The 19,641-nt window shown below is 66.9% G+C and carries 13 protein-coding genes; 5 read left to right on the top strand and 8 right to left on the bottom strand.

Annotation, left to right across the window (positions count from 1 at the left end):
• Positions 1–25 precede the first annotated feature (25 nt).
• Positions 26–982 (bottom strand): hypothetical protein, encoded by a 957-nt coding sequence (locus IFT65_RS09910; protein ID WP_192081301.1) that lies wholly within the window; start codon positions 980–982, stop codon positions 26–28.
• 103 nt (positions 983–1,085) lie between these two features.
• A complete protein-coding gene (waaA, locus tag IFT65_RS09905; protein WP_192081300.1) occupies positions 1,086–2,387 on the bottom strand; it encodes a lipid IV(A) 3-deoxy-D-manno-octulosonic acid transferase in 1,302 nt (433 codons plus the stop codon).
• Positions 2,388–2,458: 71 nt separating this feature from the next.
• On the opposite strand from waaA, the gene IFT65_RS09900 reads away from it, so the two are divergent.
• A complete protein-coding gene (locus tag IFT65_RS09900; protein WP_192081299.1) occupies positions 2,459–3,379 on the top strand; it encodes an LpxL/LpxP family Kdo(2)-lipid IV(A) lauroyl/palmitoleoyl acyltransferase in 921 nt (306 codons plus the stop codon).
• A 163-nt stretch (positions 3,380–3,542) separates the two neighbouring features.
• On the opposite strand, the gene IFT65_RS09895 is transcribed toward IFT65_RS09900, so the two are convergent.
• Genes IFT65_RS09895 through IFT65_RS09885 form a run of 3 tightly spaced genes read right to left on the bottom strand, consistent with a single transcriptional unit; the run spans position 3,543 to position 6,184 of the window.
• Entirely contained in the window at positions 3,543–4,874 is a 1,332-nt protein-coding gene (locus tag IFT65_RS09895) for an O-antigen ligase (protein ID WP_192081298.1), read from the bottom strand.
• A complete protein-coding gene (locus IFT65_RS09890) occupies positions 4,855–5,970 on the bottom strand; it encodes a glycosyltransferase (protein ID WP_192081297.1) in 1,116 nt (371 codons plus the stop codon). Before IFT65_RS09890 ends, IFT65_RS09895 begins: the two co-directional genes overlap by 20 nt.
• Positions 5,971–5,986: 16 nt before the next feature.
• Positions 5,987–6,184 carry a zinc-finger domain-containing protein gene (locus IFT65_RS09885; protein WP_042614687.1) on the bottom strand — a complete coding sequence of 66 codons (198 nt, stop codon included), beginning with the start codon at positions 6,182–6,184 and terminating at the stop codon, positions 5,987–5,989.
• Between the two features lie 236 nt (positions 6,185–6,420).
• Here IFT65_RS09885 and IFT65_RS09880 point away from each other — a divergent pair, with 236 nt between their 5' ends.
• Together IFT65_RS09880 and IFT65_RS09875 are read left to right on the top strand one after the other, a co-directional pair.
• Entirely contained in the window at positions 6,421–9,768 is a 3,348-nt protein-coding gene (locus IFT65_RS09880) for a GH92 family glycosyl hydrolase (protein WP_192081296.1), read from the top strand.
• 41 nt (positions 9,769–9,809) lie between these two features.
• Positions 9,810–10,469: a basic secretory family protein gene (locus tag IFT65_RS09875; protein WP_249405129.1), complete on the top strand. Its 660-nt coding sequence runs from the start codon at positions 9,810–9,812 to the stop codon at positions 10,467–10,469.
• Positions 10,470–10,746: 277 nt separating this feature from the next.
• Here IFT65_RS09875 and IFT65_RS09870 read toward each other — a convergent pair whose 3' ends face one another.
• A complete protein-coding gene (locus tag IFT65_RS09870) occupies positions 10,747–13,038 on the bottom strand; it encodes an NADP-dependent malic enzyme (protein ID WP_192081294.1) in 2,292 nt (763 codons plus the stop codon).
• Between the two features lie 216 nt (positions 13,039–13,254).
• On the bottom strand, positions 13,255–14,598 hold the full coding sequence (locus tag IFT65_RS09865; protein ID WP_188326221.1) for a dicarboxylate/amino acid:cation symporter: 1,344 nt from the start codon (positions 14,596–14,598) through the stop codon (positions 13,255–13,257).
• Between the two features lie 232 nt (positions 14,599–14,830).
• Here IFT65_RS09865 and IFT65_RS09860 point away from each other — a divergent pair, with 232 nt between their 5' ends.
• Together IFT65_RS09860 and IFT65_RS09855 are read left to right on the top strand one after the other, a co-directional pair.
• A complete protein-coding gene (locus tag IFT65_RS09860; protein ID WP_188326220.1) occupies positions 14,831–15,991 on the top strand; it encodes a porin in 1,161 nt (386 codons plus the stop codon).
• A 56-nt stretch (positions 15,992–16,047) separates the two neighbouring features.
• Positions 16,048–18,696: a PAS-domain containing protein gene (locus IFT65_RS09855; protein WP_192081293.1), complete on the top strand. Its 2,649-nt coding sequence runs from the start codon at positions 16,048–16,050 to the stop codon at positions 18,694–18,696.
• A 222-nt stretch (positions 18,697–18,918) separates the two neighbouring features.
• Here IFT65_RS09855 and IFT65_RS09850 read toward each other — a convergent pair whose 3' ends face one another.
• Positions 18,919–19,566 (bottom strand): response regulator transcription factor, encoded by a 648-nt coding sequence (locus IFT65_RS09850; RefSeq protein WP_192081292.1) that lies wholly within the window; start codon positions 19,564–19,566, stop codon positions 18,919–18,921.
• Between the last annotated feature and the right edge of the window lie 75 nt (positions 19,567–19,641).

The following is a 19,641-nucleotide window of genomic DNA, read 5'->3' as shown; positions in this document are numbered from 1 at the left end:
AGCGGCGCGGCCGGCATGGCCGGGGTCAGAACGCGACGTTCAACGCAACCTGCGGCGCCACGATGGCACTGGCGTTGCGCCCGGCAACGCCCAACTGGACGCCCCCGATGACGCCGACCTGGTCGCTGAAGTGGTACTCCACCGCAGGCAGTACAGACAGCCGCCATGAGGTGGGATCCCGCCTGTCCAGCGCTTCACCCTCGGCCATCCGTCCGCTTACATGCGCGCCACGATCTTGTTCGTACAGGGCCTCGGCCACCAGGGTCCAGCGCGGATGCACGCTGTATTCGGCTGCGACGCTGGAGCTGAAGGTGCTGCCCAGCCGCGCCGAACCGCTGAATCCGGCGGCAGTACCGTATACGCTCTGCCCGCGGATGCCGGCGCGGCTGCCTGGAAGGCGCCAGCCTGCCACGGCGCGTGCGCGCAGCATGCCGTCCAGGAAGTAAGCCTGGCCCTGCACGGAAAGCGCCGTGGTCTGCGCACCACTGCCACTGCCTGCGCGGTCGGTGTACTGCAGGCGATCATGGCGCCCGGTGGGCAGGCCACGCTGCGCGGTAACCGCCCACGCGGTGCGGTGGCACCCTGTACTGGCATACACCGCGTACTGGGCTTTGACTGACGTATCGCCAATGACCAGATCACGCCGTCCATCAGCGCCCTGATCGTACTGGCCAGCGAGGGTGGTGCCGAGGGTCAGTCGATCGGTGACGCCCACGTTCATCGGCACGACCAGGTCCCACTGCGCGGGCGCATCACGGTCGAGCCGATGACCGTCCGCATCGAAGCGGGACGACGATGTGCTGTTGATCAGATAGGGTTCGATGTTGACCATCCCTTTCGGCACCGGCTGGCCGCCACTGGCCAAGGGACCGAGGAATCGGGGGTGTGCGTCGTCGTTGCGATCCTGCGCCAGCAGTGAGGCGGGCAGCAGCAGGGCAGACAGCACGCCGATACGGACGTGCGACACGGGTGAGAGGTACATCGGCTTCTCCGGGAGACGCAGCCGGTGGCTGCTCTCCCGAAGCTAGGCAGGACGCGTGGACCAGAAAATCGGAAAAAGCCTAAAAACGCGGTAATCGAGCCGATTACAACTCAAGTGCTGGCGGCAGGTGGGGTTCCACCAACGCGATCGTCCGCTTCAATGCACCGCGTCCATTGCTCACCAACGCACAACCGGCCTGCGCCATGTCTTCACGTGCCGCCGCGTCAGCCAACAGGTGATGCAGGTGATCACCCACCGCCTGCGGGTCATTGCCGACAAGCAGCGCGCCGGCTTCAAGCATGCGCCGCGATATCTCGGCGAAATTGTGCAGGTGCGGCCCGGTCACCGCCGCTGTGCCCATCGCGGCCGGCTCCAGCAGATTGTGGCCGCCGATGGCCTGCAGGCTGCCGCCGACGAAGGCCACCTGCGCGCACGCATAGAAAGACATCAGCTCACCGAGTGTGTCGATGACGAAGACGTCGTCGCCTCCGCCGGGCCACTGCTGCGCGCGGCGGGTGGTCACCTGCCAGCCCTGGTCGCGGGCCAGCGTTTCCACCCGGGCGAAACGCTCTGGGTGGCGCGGGGCCCAAAGCAGCAACAGCCCGGGATGCTGCAGGCGCAACTGTCTGTGCAGTTCGATCACGGCCTGCTCTTCGCCCTCGTGCGTGCTTGCCGCGATCCACACCGGCCGATCACCGGCAACGGACTGCTGGAAGCGTTCGACGAATGCCTGCACGTTGGGCGTGGCGATATCGAACTTCAGGTTGCCCAGCGCCTGCACCTGCGACGGCGACGCGCCCAGCTGGATGAAACGCTCTGCATCGTCATCGGACTGGGCTGCAACGCAGGTGACCGTGCGCAGCGCGCGGCGGATCAACGCCGCCAGTACCCGGTACCCGCGCAGCGAACGCGCCGACAGCCGGGCGTTGAGGATGTAGACCGGAATGTCGCGGCTGCGGCAGCCGAACAACATGTTCGGCCACAGCTCGGTCTCCAGGATCAGCGCCAGGCTCGGCTGGAAATGATTGAGGAAGCGGCCCACGCTGCCCGGCACGTCGTAGGGCAGATAGACGTGGTCCACCGCCTCGCCCCACAGCGAGCGCACCCGCTCCGACCCGGTCGGCGTGATGGTGGTGATCACCCAGCGGATGTCCGGGCGCAGCGCCCGCAGCGCATTGACCAGCGGCGCCGCCGCGTTGACTTCCCCGACCGATACCGCGTGCAGCCACACACGGGGCTGGCAGCTGGAGTGGGGATAGGAGGCATACCGCTCGTCCCAGCGCCGGAAGTACTCGCGGACCCGGAAGCCGCGCCAGACCAGGTGGTACACGGTGATCGGCAGCAGCAGGTAGAGCACGGCCGAGTACAGGCCGCGCAGGATCCATTCGACGGGGTCTTTGCGCATCGCCAAAGGATACGGGAGCCCTACCGGAAAGACACGCAGCGCGCCCGCAGCGCCTTGCTAGAATGCGGGTCATGTCTGATGCCACCACCGCCCCCCGTCCGTCGCTGCGCGAACCGCGCAACTGGCCCATGTTCGCCGCCATGTTCGGTGCCTTCGCGATCGCGCGGCTGCCGTGGTTGCTGCAGCGTGCGCTGGGCCGCGGCGTCGGCTGGGTGGCCTGGCGGCTGGCCGGCAGCCGTCGGCGCGCGGCCGAAGTGAACCTCGCCCTGTGCTTTCCCGAAAAAGATGCGGCGTGGCGCCAGCGCCTGCTGCGCGACAGCTTCGATGCGCTGGGCGTGGGCATCTTTGAATTCGCCCGCGCCTGGTGGGGCAGCATCGATGCGATCCGCCCGCGCGTGCACGTGGAAGGGGTTGAACACCTGCATCGGCTGAAGGCCGAAGGCCGCGGCGTGCTGCTGGTGTCGGGACACTTCATGACTCTGGAGATGTGCGGTCGCCTGCTGTGCGACCACGTCGAGCTGGCCGGCATGTACCGCAAGCACCGCAATCCGGTGTACGAGTGGGCGGTGAAGTTCGGCCGCCTGCGCTACGCCAGCGCGATGTTCGCCAACGAAGACATCCGTGCGAGCGTGCGCCACCTGAAGAAGGGGGGCTTCCTCTGGTACGCACCGGACCAGGACATGCGGGGCAAGGACACCGTATTCGTGCCGTTCTTCGGCCATACCGCCTCCACCATCACGGCCACCCACCAGTTGGCGCGGATGACCGGCTGCGCCGTGGTGCCGTACTTCCACCGTCGCGAAGGCGGCGATTACTACCTGAAGGTGGGCGCGCCGCTGGAAGATTTCCCGACCCAGGACGTCGAGGCCGACACCGCGCGAGTCAACCAGGCCATCGAACAGATGGTGCGCGAAGCACCCGACCAGTACCTGTGGATCCACCGGCGCTTCAAGCGCCAGCCGGGCGGCCGCAGCGATTACTACCAATCATAGGTAGAGCCGACTTCAGTCGGCTGTCTCCGCCAATGCAGCCGACTGAAGTCGGCTCTACCAGTGCATTCCGCGCATCCCGCGCAACCAATGCGTTCCGCGCATTCCGCGCAGCCGCGAGCAGCCGACTGAAGTCGGCTCTACCCCGCCCGCCCGCCCGCCGGCTCTACCGTGCGCTTGGCGCCTCTTCGTCCCGTGCCAGCAGGCTGCCGGCATACAGGGCCGCGAGCAGCACCGTCAGGCCGCCCCAGAACGTGGAGTGGAAGGCCAGGTGGGTGTTCAAGGGGAACACGGTAACCGCCAAGGCCAGCATGGCCGGGCGCGCCCGTTCGCGCGCCTGCGGTGGGGCAAATCGCCACGCGCGCCACGCCTGCGCGAAGGCGGCCAGCCACAGCAGCAGGCCGATCACACCGGTTTCGGCAAGGATTTCCAGGACGATCTGATGGGCGTGCAGGGCCGGACCTTCGCCCCAGACGCCCTGCGTCCCGGCCTGCGGATCACAGGCGGGATAGGCATCGCGGAACCCCCGCGCGCCGACGCCGTTGATTGGATGCGCCCGGATCATGCAGCCCGCCGCGGACCATATCCGTCCGCGCCCGGACAGCGCCTGCTCCACGCCATCGTCGTTGCCTTCCCAGGCCTGCGCGGTGCGCACCACGCGGTCGCGCAGCTGCGGCACGCTGTACGCCAGCCCCGCGGCCAACACCGCCCCCAGCGCACCCAGCAACACCAGCTGTCGTCCGCCCAACACGCGCCAGCCGCTGTACACAGCGACCAGGCCGAAGGTGATCCATGACGCACGCGACCCGGCCAGCAGCAGCACGATACCCACCGCGCCTGTGGCCAACAACCAGCCGGGACGCCCGAAACGCGCAGCGACCGGCAACAGAAGGAAGGCGGACAGACTGGCCAGCACCTGGCCGAACTTCAGATTGCAGGGACCCAGTGCACCGCTGAGGCGGTCGGCCAAGGCCGCTTCCGCCGGGCTGCACAAGCCGTGCCCGCTGACCAGCTGCTTCACCTGGTCCAGCGACCAGAACCACGGGCTGGTACCGGCCACTGCCTGCACCACCGCATCCAGCGTCCACGCCGCGGTGATCACGGCGAGGCCACCGAGGGTCAGCGCGCGTCGTTGCGGACTGGCCACGGCAATCGCCACCAGCCACATGAAGGGGAGATAGCGCAGCCCGGCGGCCGCCTTGGTCCAGGCCGCGGCGGGGTCCACGGCATCCGGTGCGGAGATTGCCTGCGGCAGCCAGTACCCCAGGAACAGGATGCTGGTCAGGGCCCATGCCGCTGTACTGAGCAGGTGCGGTTGGCCGCGCAGGCGTCGCATCACCATCCGCGTGGCGGCGTAGATCGCCCCCAGCGCCAGTACGCCTTCGGCGATGCCGGGCAGCGGCCACAGGGCCACGAACGCCAGCACCACCCACGGGGCCCAGCGACCGGCGCGGTCGTCGATCAGGGCAAAGCGGGAGTCAACCGGCGAGGTCGGCATAGAGTCGGAGCGTGTCGCGTTGCATGGCCTGCAGCGTAAACGGGATGCGGCTCGGCAGCGACGGGGGCTGTGCAAGCAACGCAAGCGCGCGTTCACTCAATGCCTGCGCGTCACCCAGCGCGACCGCGCCTGAGGGCTGAAGCTGACGCAGGAGTTCGCCCACCCCGCCGTGGTCCCAGCCCAGCACTGGCCTGCCCACTGACAGGGCTTCCACCACGGTGCGACCGAACGCTTCGGGCTTGTCCGACAGCTGCAGGACCAGATCGCAGGCGGCGTAGGCCTGGGCGATGCGCGAGGTGGGCGGGCTGATGTGCAGCGCCGCCTCCACGCCCAGCTGCTGGGCCTGTGCACGCAGTTCGCTCAGATACGATTCGCGCCCGGGTTCATCGGTCCCCAGCATCCACAACCGTGCAGGCACGCCGGCCGCGCGGATCCGCGCCAGCAACGCCAGTGCATGGACGTGGCCCTTCAGGCGGGTGCCCCGTCCCGGCAGCAGCAGCAGGGGGCCCTGTTCTTCAAGCAACCACGGGACGTCCTTCGCCAGCGCCTGGCGGGGCCGCAGGTCGTTGCGCGCCACGCGCGGAAACTGGGCGGTATCCACACCGCGCGGTATCACCTGCAGGCGTTCGGCCGGCACCGCGGGGTAATGCTGCTGGACGAAGCGGCGTACGGTGTCCGATACACAGATCACCCGCTCGCCGGTGGTCATCACCGCGCTGTAGCGACCCGGCGTGTTGAGCCCATGCACCGTCGTTACCCAGTGCGGGCGACGGTCCACGGGCAGGCCGCGCACCGCATGCAGCCCCAGCCACGCCGGCAGTCTGGAGCGCGCATGGACGATGTCCGCGCCTGTCTCGGCGAACAACCGCCGCAGGGTCGGCATGTGCCGCAGCGTCAACAGCGACTTGCGGCCGATATCCAGGGTGAGATGTTCGGCGCCGCTGTCCAGCAGCGGCTGCACCAGGCGTCCTCCCGCCGACACCACCACGGCGCGGTGGCCGGCGGCGACCAGCGCGGCGGCGATTTCCAGCGTAGAACGCTCTACCCCGCCGGAGTGCAGCGCCGGCAGCAACTGCACCACGGTCAATCGACGCATCGGTGCGCGCTTCCGCTCAGTCGGCCAGCACGAAGACGGCGCCGCAATAAGCGCACTTGGCCTCGCCGTTGGGCTCGTCTTCGATCGGCAGGTAGACGCGCGGATGTGAGTTCCACAGCGCCATCTCCGGGGTCGGGCAGCTCAGCGGCAGGTCGCCGCGGTGCACGGTGTAACGCTTTTCAGCGTTGGCGGGAGCAGTGGCGGTATGGCTCATGGCAGGCATCGTGAAGGGAAGTACGAGGACGATGATTCTAGCATCCGCGTCGGCGCGAGGCCGTCCCGCTTGCCATGCGGTCCGCAACCCCGAATCGAAACATGGATCGATCCATATGGCGCGCCGCAGCATCCGCTTGAAACAGCAACGCAGCGATTTGGATCGAACCAAATGCACTTGTCAGCGCCAACTTGCCTGTAGCAGGATGGTCCGCGTTGCTCTGGGAGGAGAACGCAATGCCCCTGTCTGTGCCCCACCGTGCGCGCCGTGCGCCCCTGTTCGTTGCACTGGCCCTTGTGCTGGTTCCGGTGGCTCACGCTGCCCCGTTGTTGACCTCGTTCGAGCCCGGCCAGCCATCGCTGGTGTCCGGCCAAGCCGGTCCGCTGCAACTGCGTGTCGGCGCGGGCCCCCGCGATCCGTACGCGGCCAAGGCCGGAATGGGCTACACCGGGCTGCACGCAGTGCACTACGCCAGCCCCGGCGGCGCGGCGCGGCAGGTACTGCTGCAGACCGACCAGGTGATCGAGGCGGACACCACGCTGAGTTGGCTGGTGCTGCCGGAGATCGTCGACGGCGACACGGTGTCTTCCACCTACGCGTCGCTGGACCTGCTGTTGGACGATGGCCAGCGTGTATCGGCCAGCGCAGCGCGGGACCAGCATGGGGTGGCGCTGGGCGCGCGTGCACAGGGCGACTCCAGGACGTTGTATCCGCAGCAGTGGGCGCGCAAGGCGGTGCGGTTGGGCGATGTGCCCGGCCTGCAGGGACGCCGCGTGGTCGCCGTGGAGCTGGAAGTAGCCAGCGCCGCAGGTGCGCCGGTGTCGGGCTGGATCGACGACGTGCAGCTGGCGCCGCAGCCCATGCGGGCCCCGCAGCGCCCTTCGGACTGGGTCCTGACCACGCGCGGCACCCAATCGAACGGCCGGTTCTCGCGCGGCAACAACATCCCCGCGACGGCGGTACCGCACGGCTTCAACTTCTGGACGCCGGCCACCGATGCCGGCGTGATCAACTGGCTGTACCGCTGGAACGAGCACAACGACACCGACAACCGGCCCCGCCTGCAGGCCCTGTCGCTGAGCCATCAGCCCAGCCCGTGGATGGGTGACCGCCAGACGTTCCAGGTGATGCCGTCCGCCAGCCGCGGTGTGCCGGAGGCAGACCGCCGCAAGCGCGCGCTGGCCTTCAGCCATGACCAGGAAACGGCGCGCCCGCATCGCTATGACGTGCGCTTCGACAATGGCATCGGCGCGTCCATCGCGCCGACCGACCACGCGGCCCTGTTCCGCTTCGAGTTCCCTGCAGAGGGGGATGCCAATCTGTTGTTTGACAATGTGGATGCGCGCGGCGGGTTGACGCTGGATGCCGCCACGCAGACGCTTACCGGCTACACCGACGTGCGCAGCGGGCTGTCCAACGGCGCCACGCGGATGTATGTGGTGGCCAGCTTCGACCGGCCATGGCGCAGCAGTGGGGCGATTGAAACCGGACGTCCCACCGGCTACATCAAGTTCGATCCGGGCAGCGAGCGGCGCGTGCACATGCGCATCGCCACGTCGTTGATCTCGGTGGAGCAGGCGCGACACAACCTCGCCCTTGAACTGGCCAGCGACGATGACATCGAGCGCGTGGCCGGACGCGCGCAGGATCTGTGGGATGCACGGCTGGGCGCCTTCGACATCGGCGATGCCAGTGCGGACCAGAAGACCACGCTGTACTCCAACCTCTACCGGCTGTACCTGTACCCGAACTCGGGCCACGAGAACGTGGGCAGTGCGCAGTCGCCGGAATGGCGTTACGCCAGCCAGGCCAGCGCTGCGGAAGACAATACCGATGGCAGCGCGGTGCGCAGCTTCGCGCCCATCCGCGATGGCCGGGTGTACGTCAACAACGGCTTCTGGGATACCTTCCGCACCACGTGGCCGGCCTACGCCCTGTTCCGCGCCGACGACGCCGGCAACCTGGTGCAGGGGTTCCTCGAACAGTATGCCGCTGGCGGCTGGGTGGCCCGCTGGTCTTCTCCGGGCTATGCCGACCTGATGGTCGGCACCAGTTCCGACGTGGCCTTCGCCGACGCCTGGCTGAAGGGCGTACGCGGTTTCGACGTCGATCAGGCCTATAACGCGGCGCTGAAGAACGCGACCGTCGTTCCGCCGGACCGCCATGTCGGACGCAAGGGCATGGACCGCTCCACGTTCCGTGGCTTCGCCAGCAGCGATGTGCACGAAGGCATGTCATGGACCATGGAAGGCGCGCTCAACGATTTCGGCATCGCCAACATGGCGAGCGCACTGGCGACGTCTGCCAGCACGCCAGCGCAGCGCGAACGCCTCGCCACCGAAGCGGACTATTTCCGCCACCGCGCGGCAGGCTACGCGACGATGTTCGATGCCACCGCAGGTTTCTTCCAGGGCCGCCGTGAGGATGGCAGCTGGCGCGTGCCATCGAAGGACTACGATGCCCGCGTCTGGGGCCACGATTACACCGAATCCAACGGCTGGACGTTCGCGTTCACCGCCGCGCACGATGGCGAAGGACTGGCTGCGTTGTACGGTGGACGCGAAGCCCTTGCAGCGAAGCTGGATGCATTCTTTGCTACCCCGGAGACTGCGGATCCCGCCCTGGTCGGCTCGTACGGCGGCGTCATCCACGAGATGACCGAGGCCCGCGATGTACGCATGGGCATGTACGCGCACAGCAACCAGCCTTCTCACCATATCCCCTGGATGTACCTGTACACCGGGCAGCCGTGGAAGACGCAGAAGCATGTGCGCGAGATCCTTGCACGCTTGTACGTGGGTAGCGAGATCGGCCAGGGCTATCCGGGCGATGAAGACAACGGCGAAACCTCCGCGTGGTACCTGTTCGCCTCGCTCGGCCTGTATCCGTTGCGCATGGGTGCGCCGGAGTATGCGATCGGCTCGCCGCTGTTCCGCCATGCGAAGGTGACGCTGCAGGATGGCGCGGTGTTGACGGTGAATGCCGCCGACAACTCACCGGAGAACGTCTACGTGCAGTCGCTGAAGGTCAACGGCAAACCATGGACGAAGACCTGGCTGCCGCATGATGTCATCGCTGCCGGCGCAACGCTGGACTTCCAGATGGGCCCGCAGCCCTCACGCTGGGGAACCGGCGCGGGCGATGCGCTGCCCTCGCTGACCCCGCGTGGTGCCCGCCCTGCCCTGCTGCACGACCTGCTGGCACGTGGTGCGAAGGCCGCGCTGGAAGACGGACGCGCGCTGGACGCCCTGCTGGATGATGATGCCGGCACCGCGGTTCCGCTGGGTGCGAAGGCGTCCGTGGTGTTCACCGGTGCGGCAACGGGTGTGCCGTCGATGTATACGCTGACCAGCGGTGACGGCGCGATCCGCGGTGGTGAGTGGACACTGGAAGCGCGTACCACGAACGGCCGCTGGACCACGCTGGACGCGCGCAAGGCGGAAGATTTCGCCTGGGCTCGACAGACCCGGCCATTCCGCATCGCCAAACCCGGTCATTACGCCGAGTACCGGCTGCGCATCAACGCACCCGGTCGCCTGCAACTGGCCGAGGTGGAACTGCTGGCACCGGGAGCCACGCCGTGATCCGCGTCGCGCGTGCTGCCCTACCGCTCAGTCTGGCTACGTTGGCCCTGTTTGCCTCTGGGGCTGCGTACGCATTCGAGGCGACCCAGCGCCAAGGCGACGTGACCCTGCACTATCAGGACGCCAGCGACGCTGTTCCGGAGGGCGTCCGCACGCGGATCATCGATACGTTCTTCAAGGCGTATCTGCCGCAGCGCGCGGACTTCCATCCGCACGCCGCCTCCGAGTTGGCAATCGTCATCGATCCGGCTTACGACGGCATCGCCTACGTCGGCGAGAAGGCCAAGGCGTCGACGATCACCCTCAATCCGGCCTGGCTGTCCAAGCATCCGGGTGACACTGATCTGGTCACCCATGAAGCCATGCACATCGTGCAAGGCTACCCGGAATACGCCAACGCACGCGTCCCGGGCTGGCTGGTGGAAGGCATCGCCGACTACGCGCGTGACCGCTACGGGGTCGACAACGCCGCCGCCGGATGGGCACTACCGCTGACGGTGAAGGAAGGACAGACCGCCGAGACCGGTTACCGGGTGACGGGCGCCTTCCTGAAGTGGAGCGAAGCCGCCCACCCCGGACTGGTGAAGGCCCTGGACGGCGCACTGCGCAGCGGGCGCTACACCCCCGCCCTGTGGCAGACGCACACCGGCCACACCCTGCCGGACCTGTGGACCGCGTACGCCAAGGCGGCCACGCGGTAGAGCCGACCGGTAGAGCCGACTTCAGTCGGCTGCGCCCAGCGGACCGAATACCTGAAGCCAGCCGACCGGTAGAGCCGACTTCAGTCGGCTGCGTCCAGCGGATCGAATACCTGAAATCAGCCGACTGAAGTCGGCTCTACCTTCCCCGTCCAGCGGATCGAATACCTGAAGCCAGCCGACCGGTAGAGCCGACTTCAGTCGGCTGCGTCCAGCGGATCGAATACCTGAAGCCAGCCGACTGAAGTCGGCTCTACCGGTTCCGCTGCGAAAAAGGCCGTCAGGCCTTTTTCTCGGCTTCCAGCTGCTTGCGGATCTGTGCATCCACCGCCGCAATCGCGGTCATGTTGAGGATGCGGCGCGAGGTCGCGCTGCTGGTCAGGATGTGTGCCGGCTTGGCCACGCCCATCAGGATCGGGCCGATCGCTACGCCGTCGGTGAACACGCGAACCAGGTTGTAGGCAATGTTCGCCGCTTCCAGGTTCGGCAGCACGAACAGGTTCGCACGACCGGTCAGCGTGGAGCCCGGCAGCAGCTTCTGGCGCAGCGCTTCATCCCACGCGGTGTCGCCCTGCATCTCGCCATCCACGTTCAAACGCGGGTTGCGCTTGAGCAGCATCTCGCGGACCTGGCGCATCTTCAGCGCGTCCTTCGAATCGTGGCTGCCGAAATTGGAGTGCGACAGCAGCGCGACATTCGGCTCGATGCCGAACAGCTTCATGCGGTAGGCCGCCTGCAGCGTGGCTTCGGTCAGCTGCTCGGCCGTCGGATCTTCCTGCACGTGGGTGTCCACGAAGAAGAACACGCCCTGCTGGTTGATCACACCGGTCATCGCCGAGGTCGAGGTGACCTTCGTTTCCAGCGGCAGCACGCTGCGCACATAGCCCAGCTTCTTGTGGAAGCGGCCGACCACGCCGGTCAGCAGCGCATCGGCTTCACCGCGCGCCACCATCACCGCAGCGATCAGCGTCGGCCGCGAGCGCATCAGGTTCTTCGCCGCCGCCACGGTCACGCCACGGCGACCCGTCAGCCCGTGGTAATACTGCCAGTACTCGTTGAAGCGCGGGTCGTCATTGATGTTGGTGACCTGGATGTTCTCGCCGATCTTAAGGCGCAGGCCCAAGCGCTGGATACGCGCCTCGATGACGTCCGGGCGGCCGATCAGGATCGGGTGCGCCAGGTCTTCGTCCACCACGTTCTGCACGGCCTGCAGCACGACTTCTTCTTCGCCTTCGGCGTACACCACGCGCTGCTTGTCGGTGCGCGCGCGGTCGTACACCGGCTTCATCATCAGGCTGGTGCGGTACACGAACTCCGACAGCTTCTGCCGGTAGGCGGACATGTCGGCGATCGGCCGCGACGCTACACCGGAATCCATCGCGGCCTGGGCCACCGCGGCGGACAACTCCACCAGCAGGCGGCGGTCGAACGGACGCGGGATCAGGTACTCACGGCCAAAGCTCGGCGTTTCACCGCCGTACGCCGAGCCCATGTCGGTGGCGGCACGGCGTGCCAATGCGGCGATGGCGCGCACGCAGGCGATCTTCATTTCTTCGTTGATCGCGGTGGCGCCCACGTCCAGCGCACCGCGGAACAGATACGGGAAGCAGAGAACGTTGTTGACCTGGTTCGGGTAATCCGAACGGCCGGTGCCGATGATCGCGTCGGCGCGTACCGCGCGCACGTCTTCCGGCATGATTTCAGGCGTCGGGTTGGCCAGCGCGAAGATCACCGGATCCGGCGCCATCGTCTTGACCATGTCGGCAGTGAGGATGCCCGGCGCCGACAGGCCCAGGAAAATATCCGCGCCGTTGACGATTTCAGCCAGCGTGCGCTTGTCCGTGTCGCGCGCATAACGCAGCTTTTCCGGATCCAGGTCGGTACGACCGGTATGGATCACGCCCTCACGGTCGAAGGCCAGGATGTTGTCCGGCTTCAGGCCGAGCTGCACCAGCATGTTGACGCACGAGATGCCAGCCGCGCCCATGCCCGTGGTCGCCAGCTTCACTTCTTCGATCTTCTTGCCGGTGATCGCCATGGCATTCAACACCGCTGCACCGACAATGATCGCGGTGCCGTGCTGGTCATCGTGGAACACCGGGATCTTCATCCGCTCGCGCAGCTTGCGCTCGACGATGAAGCACTCCGGCGCCTTGATGTCTTCCAGGTTGATGCCACCAAAGGTCGGCTCAAGCGAGGCGATGATGTCGACCAGCTTGTCCGGATCCATCTCGTCCACTTCGATGTCGAACACATCGATGCCGGCGAACTTCTGGAACAGCACGCCCTTTCCTTCCATTACCGGCTTGCCGGCCAACGGGCCGATGTTGCCCAGGCCGAGCACGGCGGTGCCGTTGGAAATCACAGCGACGAGGTTGCCGCGCGCGGTGTACTCGCTGGCCATCGCCGGATCGGCCTTGATGGCTTCGCACGCATACGCGACGCCGGGCGAGTAAGCCAACGACAGATCACGCTGGGTCAGCATCGGCTTGGTCGCCGTGACCTTGATCTTGCCCGGCGGCGACATGCGGTGGTAATCGAGGGCGGCCTGCTTGAAATCTTCGTTGGACATCGACGTTGGGCACATGAATGGGCAAGAGGGACAGGGGATCATACCCCCGTTGTACGTTGCGGACCTGTCGCTGGGCTGTCGCTGCGGATGCTGCAGCGCACCACCCAAGGGATTCTGCCCGCATGCCGCGCGTGGTCCGGCGCGGCGGGTCAGCTCTGAAAAAAACGGCGGGGCCACGTCATCACTGACGGGCCCCGCCTCCTGACGTGGAAGGGGTCAGATGTTCGCGGTCACGGCGGGCAGGGGCGCATCCACCGGCGGCGGCAGCTCGCTTTCGCGGCCGTCCAGCGCCAGTTTCAGGCGGTCGCGATCCAATGCGCCTTCCCAGCGCGAGACCACTACCGTCGCCACGGCATTGCCGATGAAATTGGTCAGCGAGCGACACTCGCTCATGAAGCGGTCCACCCCCAGGATCAGGGCCATGCCGGCCACCGGCACTTCCGGCACCACGGCCAGCGTGGCCGCCAATGTGATGAAGCCGGCGCCGGTAACGCCTGCGGCGCCCTTGGAGCTGAGCATCGCCACCAGCAGCAGGGCGATCTGGTGACCCAGGGTCAGTTCGGTATTGGTGGCCTGCGCGATGAACAGCGCCGCCAGGGTCATGTAGATGTTGGTGCCGTCCAGGTTGAACGAGTAGCCCGTGGGGACCACCAGGCCGACCACCGACTTGCTGCAGCCTGCACGTTCCATCTTTTCCATCAGCGACGGCAGCGCCGACTCGGAAGAAGACGTGCCCAGCACCAGCAGCAGCTCGGCCTTCAGGTAACGGGCCAGCTTGAATACCGAGAAGCCGCACAGGCGCGCCACCGCGCCCAGGATCACCGCCACGAACAGGAACGCGGTCAGGTAGAACGAACCGACCAGCCAGGCAAGGTTGATCAACGAGCCGACGCCGTACTTGCCGATGGTGAACGCGATGGCGCCAAACGCACCGATCGGGGCGGCCCGCATGAGGATGTGCACCAGCTTGAACACCGGGGCGACCAGCGCTTCGAGGAAGGACAGCACCGGCTTGCCTTTCTCACCGACCAGGGCCAGTGCGATACCGAACAGCACCGCCACGAACAGCACCTGCAGGATGTTGCCATCCACGAACGCGCTGACCAGCGTCTTCGGGATGATGTCCATCGCAAAGCCCACCAGGGTCAGGTCGTGCGACTTTTCCACATAGCTGTTGACCGCGCTCTGGTCCAGGTCGGCCGGATTGATGTTCATGCCGGCACCGGGCTGCACCACGTGCGCCACGATCATGCCCACCACCAAGGCCAGGGTGGAGAAGAACATGAAGTACGCCATCGCCTTGGCGAAGACCCGGCCCACGGTGCGCAGGTGGGTCATGCCGGCGATGCCGGTCACGATGGTCAGGAAGATGACCGGCGCGATGATCATCTTCACCAGGTTGATGAACGCATCACCGAGCGGCTTCATCTTTTCGCCGACCAGCGGCTCGTAATGGCCAAGAACGGCGCCCAGGACGATGGCGACCACCACCTGGAAATACAGTTGGCGATAGAACGGCAGCGGCTTGGTGGGCACCGGTGTGGCGGTGGGAACGTGCATGACGAGCTCCGGTAGGTGAAAATGGCGCTTCCGGCACGTTGCGTGCGTGGCGCGGCATCTGATGGCGCTCTTTGTACGCGCCCGGGGCCCGGTAGCAGATAGCCTATTGGTACTACCCCCCCGGTTCAGGAAGATTCCCTGCCGGTTCTGCCCCTACACTGCGCCGGTCGCGACGTACCCGCCCACGCGGATGACGTGTTGTTCCACTTCCCGAATAGAGATCCGCCGTCCCATGCGAATGACCCCTACCCTGCTTGCCCTGTCCTTGGCCGCGAGCCCCCTGCTGGCCAACGCGGCCGGCTTTGACAACTGGCCGACCAAGGTGGCGTTCGCTGACGGCACCGAGTTGGCCGCCACCGGCAACATCGCCTACGACTGGAACAACTTTTCCGGCGACATCGAAAACGCCGACGCCGTGCGCCGCAAGGAATTCGGCGCCACGCTGAAGAAGAAGGGCGTGTACGACGCCATGGTGTACTACGACTTCCAGTCCGACACCTGGCTGGACGTGTTCCTGCGCGTGGAAAGCAAGGCCTTCGCTGGCCAGGATATCGGCAAGTTCCGGGTCGGTTACATGAAGACGCCGGTCGGCCTGGATGCGGTGACCAGCTCGCGTGCCGGCAGCTTCATGGAGTACGCGATGCCGGTGCAGGCGTTCTACGCCGGCCGTCGTACCGGTCTCGACTGGGTGCTGGAACGTCCCGCCTACCTGCTGCAGGCAGGCGTGTACGGTGGCAAGGATCTGCAGGGCGACAACCCCGGCACGATGCAGGCCGTGCGTGCGGTGTGGACGCCGGTGAAGGCCGAAGCCAACGTGTTGCACCTCGGCTTGGCGCTGTCGCAGGAAAACCCGCGCGGCTGGCGTGATGGCCGTGATGTGCACCATGAGGCCACCGCCCGTTTCCGCGCGCGTCCCGAGGCGGGCCTGACCGATCTGCGCCTGGTGGATTCCGGTGCGCTGGTCACGGCGGACAAGGTCAATCGTGCAGGCCTGGAAGGCATCTGGATCCGCGGACCGTTCTCGGTGCAGGCCGAGGCGCTGCAGGCCACGATCACCCGCGAGGGCAAGCCGGATTACACCGGCAACGGCCAGTACGTGATGGGCAGCTGGGTGCTGACCGGCGAGTCGCGCCCGTACAGTGCCGGCAGCGTGTCCAACATCAAGCCGGCGCGCGAATACGGCGCGGTTGAACTGCTGGCGCGTTACAGCCGACTGGACCTGGACGATGCCGACGTGCTGGGTGGCCGTGAACACAACTGGACCATCGGTGCGAACTGGTACCTCACCAGCCACTTCAAGTTCCAGGCCAACTACGTGAAGGCCGATGCCAGCCGCCGTGGCGTGCACACCACCCCGGAGATCTTCGAAGTCCGCGCGCAGATGCATTTCTGATCCGATGCCGACGGGCAGGTCGGGTCAACGACCTGTCCTGCCCGTAGACTCGGCACATGTACCGGCTCACCCGCTACCGCAAGCTGGCCATGACCCTGCTGGTGCTGATCGGTGGGACTGTGCTGTGTGCGGTCTCCGCCGGCCATTTCGCAGGCCAGCGCGCGCTGGCGGGCGAAAGCGCGCAGGTACAGCGCCAGCTGCAGTTGTACGCCCAGGGCCTGCAGCAGCGGATCGATCGCTTCGGCACCCTGCCGCAGGTGATGGCGCTGGACCCGGATCTGCTGGACGCGCTGCGCCACGCGCCCGACGATGCAGACCGCCAACGGCTGAACCTCAAGCTCTCGCAGGCCAACCAGGTCACCCGCGCGTCGACGCTGACCCTGGTCGGCCGTGACGGCGTGGCGGTTGCAGCGAGCAACTGGGACCAGCCGTCCAGCAATGTCGGCGAAGACTACAGCTACCGGCCGTATTACCGGCAGGCCATGGCCACCGGACACGGCCGGTTCTACGGCATCGGCATGACCACCGGGGTGCCGGGCTACTTCCTGTCCCACGCCATCGACGATGCAGACGGCATCCGGCTGGGCGTGGTGGTGATCAAGATCGAACTGTCCGCGCTGGAACAGGAGTGGCTGACTACCTCCGATATCGTGCTCGCCAGCGACAACCATGATGTGGTGTTCCTCGCCAACCAGGACGCTTGGCGGTATCGCCTGCTGCGTGAGCTGGGGCGCGGTGAGCGCAGCGAAATGCTGGCCAGCCGACAATATGCCGACCGTGCGCTGCAGCCGTTGCGCGCGCGTACCGAGCGCGTGCTGGACGACGGCGGCCGCATCGTGCGCATGGCCGACCCGGCCATGCCGCGCTCGCTGCTGTGGCAGACCGTCGACCTGCCGGAAGAAGAGTGGCACCTGCACCTGCTGCATGACGCCAGTGCGGCCAGCGCCGTGGCCCGCAGTGCCGCGATAGGCGGCGGCGCGGCCTGGATGGCGCTGGGCTTCCTGGCGCTGTTCATCCAGCAGCGACGACGCCTGTCCGCGCACCGCCAACGCAGCCGCCGCGAACTGGAGACCCTGCTCAAGCAGCATGCGCAGGAGCTGCGCAGCGCGCAGGACGGGCTGCTGCAGGCGGCGCAGGATGCCGACCGCGGCTTGAGCCGCAGCCTCGAGCACTTGCCGCAGGGTGTGGTGATCATCGACCGTGAGCAGCGTCTGGTCGCCTGGAACTCGCGCTATCTGGAGCTGTTCCGCTTTCCCTCCGGGCTGATCCAGGTGGGTCGCCCCATTGAAGAAATATTCCGCTTCAACGCGCGTCGCGGCCTGCTGGGACCAGGCCCGATCGACGAAGCCATCGAACGCCGGCTCAACCACCTGCGCAGTGGGCGGCCGCATATGCGCGAGAGTGAAAAGGATGACGGCACCGTGCTGGAAATCCGCGGCAACCCGCTGCCCGACGGCGGCTTCGTCACCAGTTACGCCGACATCACCAGCTACAAGAACGCCGCACGCGAGCTGCGATCGCTGGCCGACGCCCTGGAGCATCGCATCGTCGAGCGCACGCACGACCTGGACGAGGCGCGCCGCGAGGCGGAACAGGCCAACCGCTACAAGACCCGCTTCGTGGCCTCCGCCGTGCATGACCTGCTGCAACCGCTGAACGCCGCGCGCATGTTCGTGTCGGTGCTGCGCGGGAAGCTGGCGGACGCCGAGCAACACCAGACCGTTGATCACATTGAAGCCGCGTTGTCGGCACAGGATGCGATCCTGGTCAGCCTGCTGGACATCTCCCGGCTGGAATCGGGAAGCCTGCAGACGCGGGTACGCTCCTTTGCGCTCAATCCCCTGCTGGAAACCATGGCACGCGAGTTCGGCATCGCCGCCGAAGGCCGCGGGCTGCAGCTGCACTGGGTGCCCACCCGCGCCGTAGTGGTCAGTGATGAAGACCTGCTGCGGCGCATCCTGCAGAATTTCCTGTCCAACGCCCTGCGCTATACACCGCGCGGCCGCGTGCTGCTGGGATGCCGCCGCGACGGCGCGCGGCTGTGGATCCAGGTGCATGACCAGGGCCCGGGCATTCCGGAGAGCCTGCACAAGGAGATCTTCGAGGAGTTTCGACGGCTGCATGACGGACAGGAGCGCGGCACCGGGCTGGGCCTGGCCATCGTGGAGCGCATCGGCCGCCTGCTGGGGCATCCGATCCGGCTGCGCTCGGCACTTGGCAGCGGCACGATGTTCGAAGTCGCGGTGCCGTTGGGCCACTCAGGCGATGCCGTGGAATCGGCGGTGACCCGCGCGCCGGTGGTGCTGGAAACCACCGCAGACAGTCCTCTGCGCGCACGTCGTGTGTGGGCCATCGATGACGATGCGCATGTCAGCGCCGCTACCCGCGCGCTGCTGGAGAAGTGGGGCTGTGAGGTGGAGCAGTCCGACGGACCGCAGGCGGCGCTGGAGGCTGCACGCGCGGGGCACGCGCCGGAACTGCTGCTGCTGGACGTGCGGATGGGCGAGTTTCATGGGCCGCACCTGTACGAAGCGCTGTGTGAGCGGTGGGGCAGCCGCCCCCCCGTGGTACTGGTCACCGCCGAGCGCGATGATGCGCTGAAGGCGCTGGCGTCGGCGAATGGCTGGGGGTTCCTGTCCAAGCCGGTGCGCCCCCCTGCGCTGCGCGCCCTGATGACCCAACTGCTGCTGCGGCACCAACGGTAGCGCCGCACCATCGTCGTCCCATTTCTGGCGCGGGAACGGACGGTTTCCGCCGAGCATGGCTCGGCGCTACCACGGCATCAGGCATCAGCTTCCCCGGTAGCGCCGAGCCATGCTCGGCGAGCGCGCAGCGCGGCGTCAGGCATCAGGCATCAGCTCGCCCGGTAGCGCCGAGCCACGCTCGGCGAGCGCGCAGCGCGGCGTGTGCCTGCACCCTGCACGCCCCTACACCAGGCTGGCGTCGCCTTCCGGCTCCAGCGCCTTCACCAGCACGGCAGCCTGCGTGCGGCTGTGGCACTCCAGCTTTCTCAGGATCGCGGTGACGTGTACCTTCACGGTGTTCTCGGCCAGACCCAGGGTGTAGGCGATCTGCTTGTTCAACAGGCCATCGGCCAGGCACAGCAGCACCCTGAACTGCTGCGGCGTCAGCTGGGCCAATCGGCTGGCCAGCAGTGCATCGGCATCGGAGCGCTCAGCGGCCATTGCCGGAAACCATAAGCCGCCATCCAGGACGGCCACTACCGCTTCGCTGATCGTTTCCGGCGGCACCGACTTGGGAATGAAGCCCGCTGCACCGAACTGCTGCGCCCGCCGGATCACCCGCGGATGATCGTTGGACGACAGGATGACCACCGGGATGTCGGGGTGCGAACCGCGTACATGCAGCAGCGCCGAGAAACCGTGCGCGCCCGGCATGGTCAGGTCCAGCAGCACCAGGTCAACGTCCGGCTGCTGATCCAGCGCCTGTTCCAGCGCCTCGGCACTGGCCACCTCGCGCACGTTGACGTGCGGCATCCCCTGCCGCAGCGAATGCACCACAGCGGCACGCAGCAGGGGGTGGTCATCGGCCACCAGCAGGTTCAGTTCGCTCATGCCGCCATTGTAGAGCCGACTTCAGTCGGCTGCCTCCACAGGCTGCCTGCAAAGGCTCCCTCCAAAGGCTGCAGT

The sequence above is a fragment of the Stenotrophomonas sp. CFBP 13725 genome (genome assembly GCF_014841935.1).
Lineage (GTDB): Bacteria > Pseudomonadota > Gammaproteobacteria > Xanthomonadales > Xanthomonadaceae > Stenotrophomonas.
The sequence above is the reverse complement of the archived record's forward strand: the minus strand, read 5'-3'. Positions and strand labels throughout refer to the sequence as shown.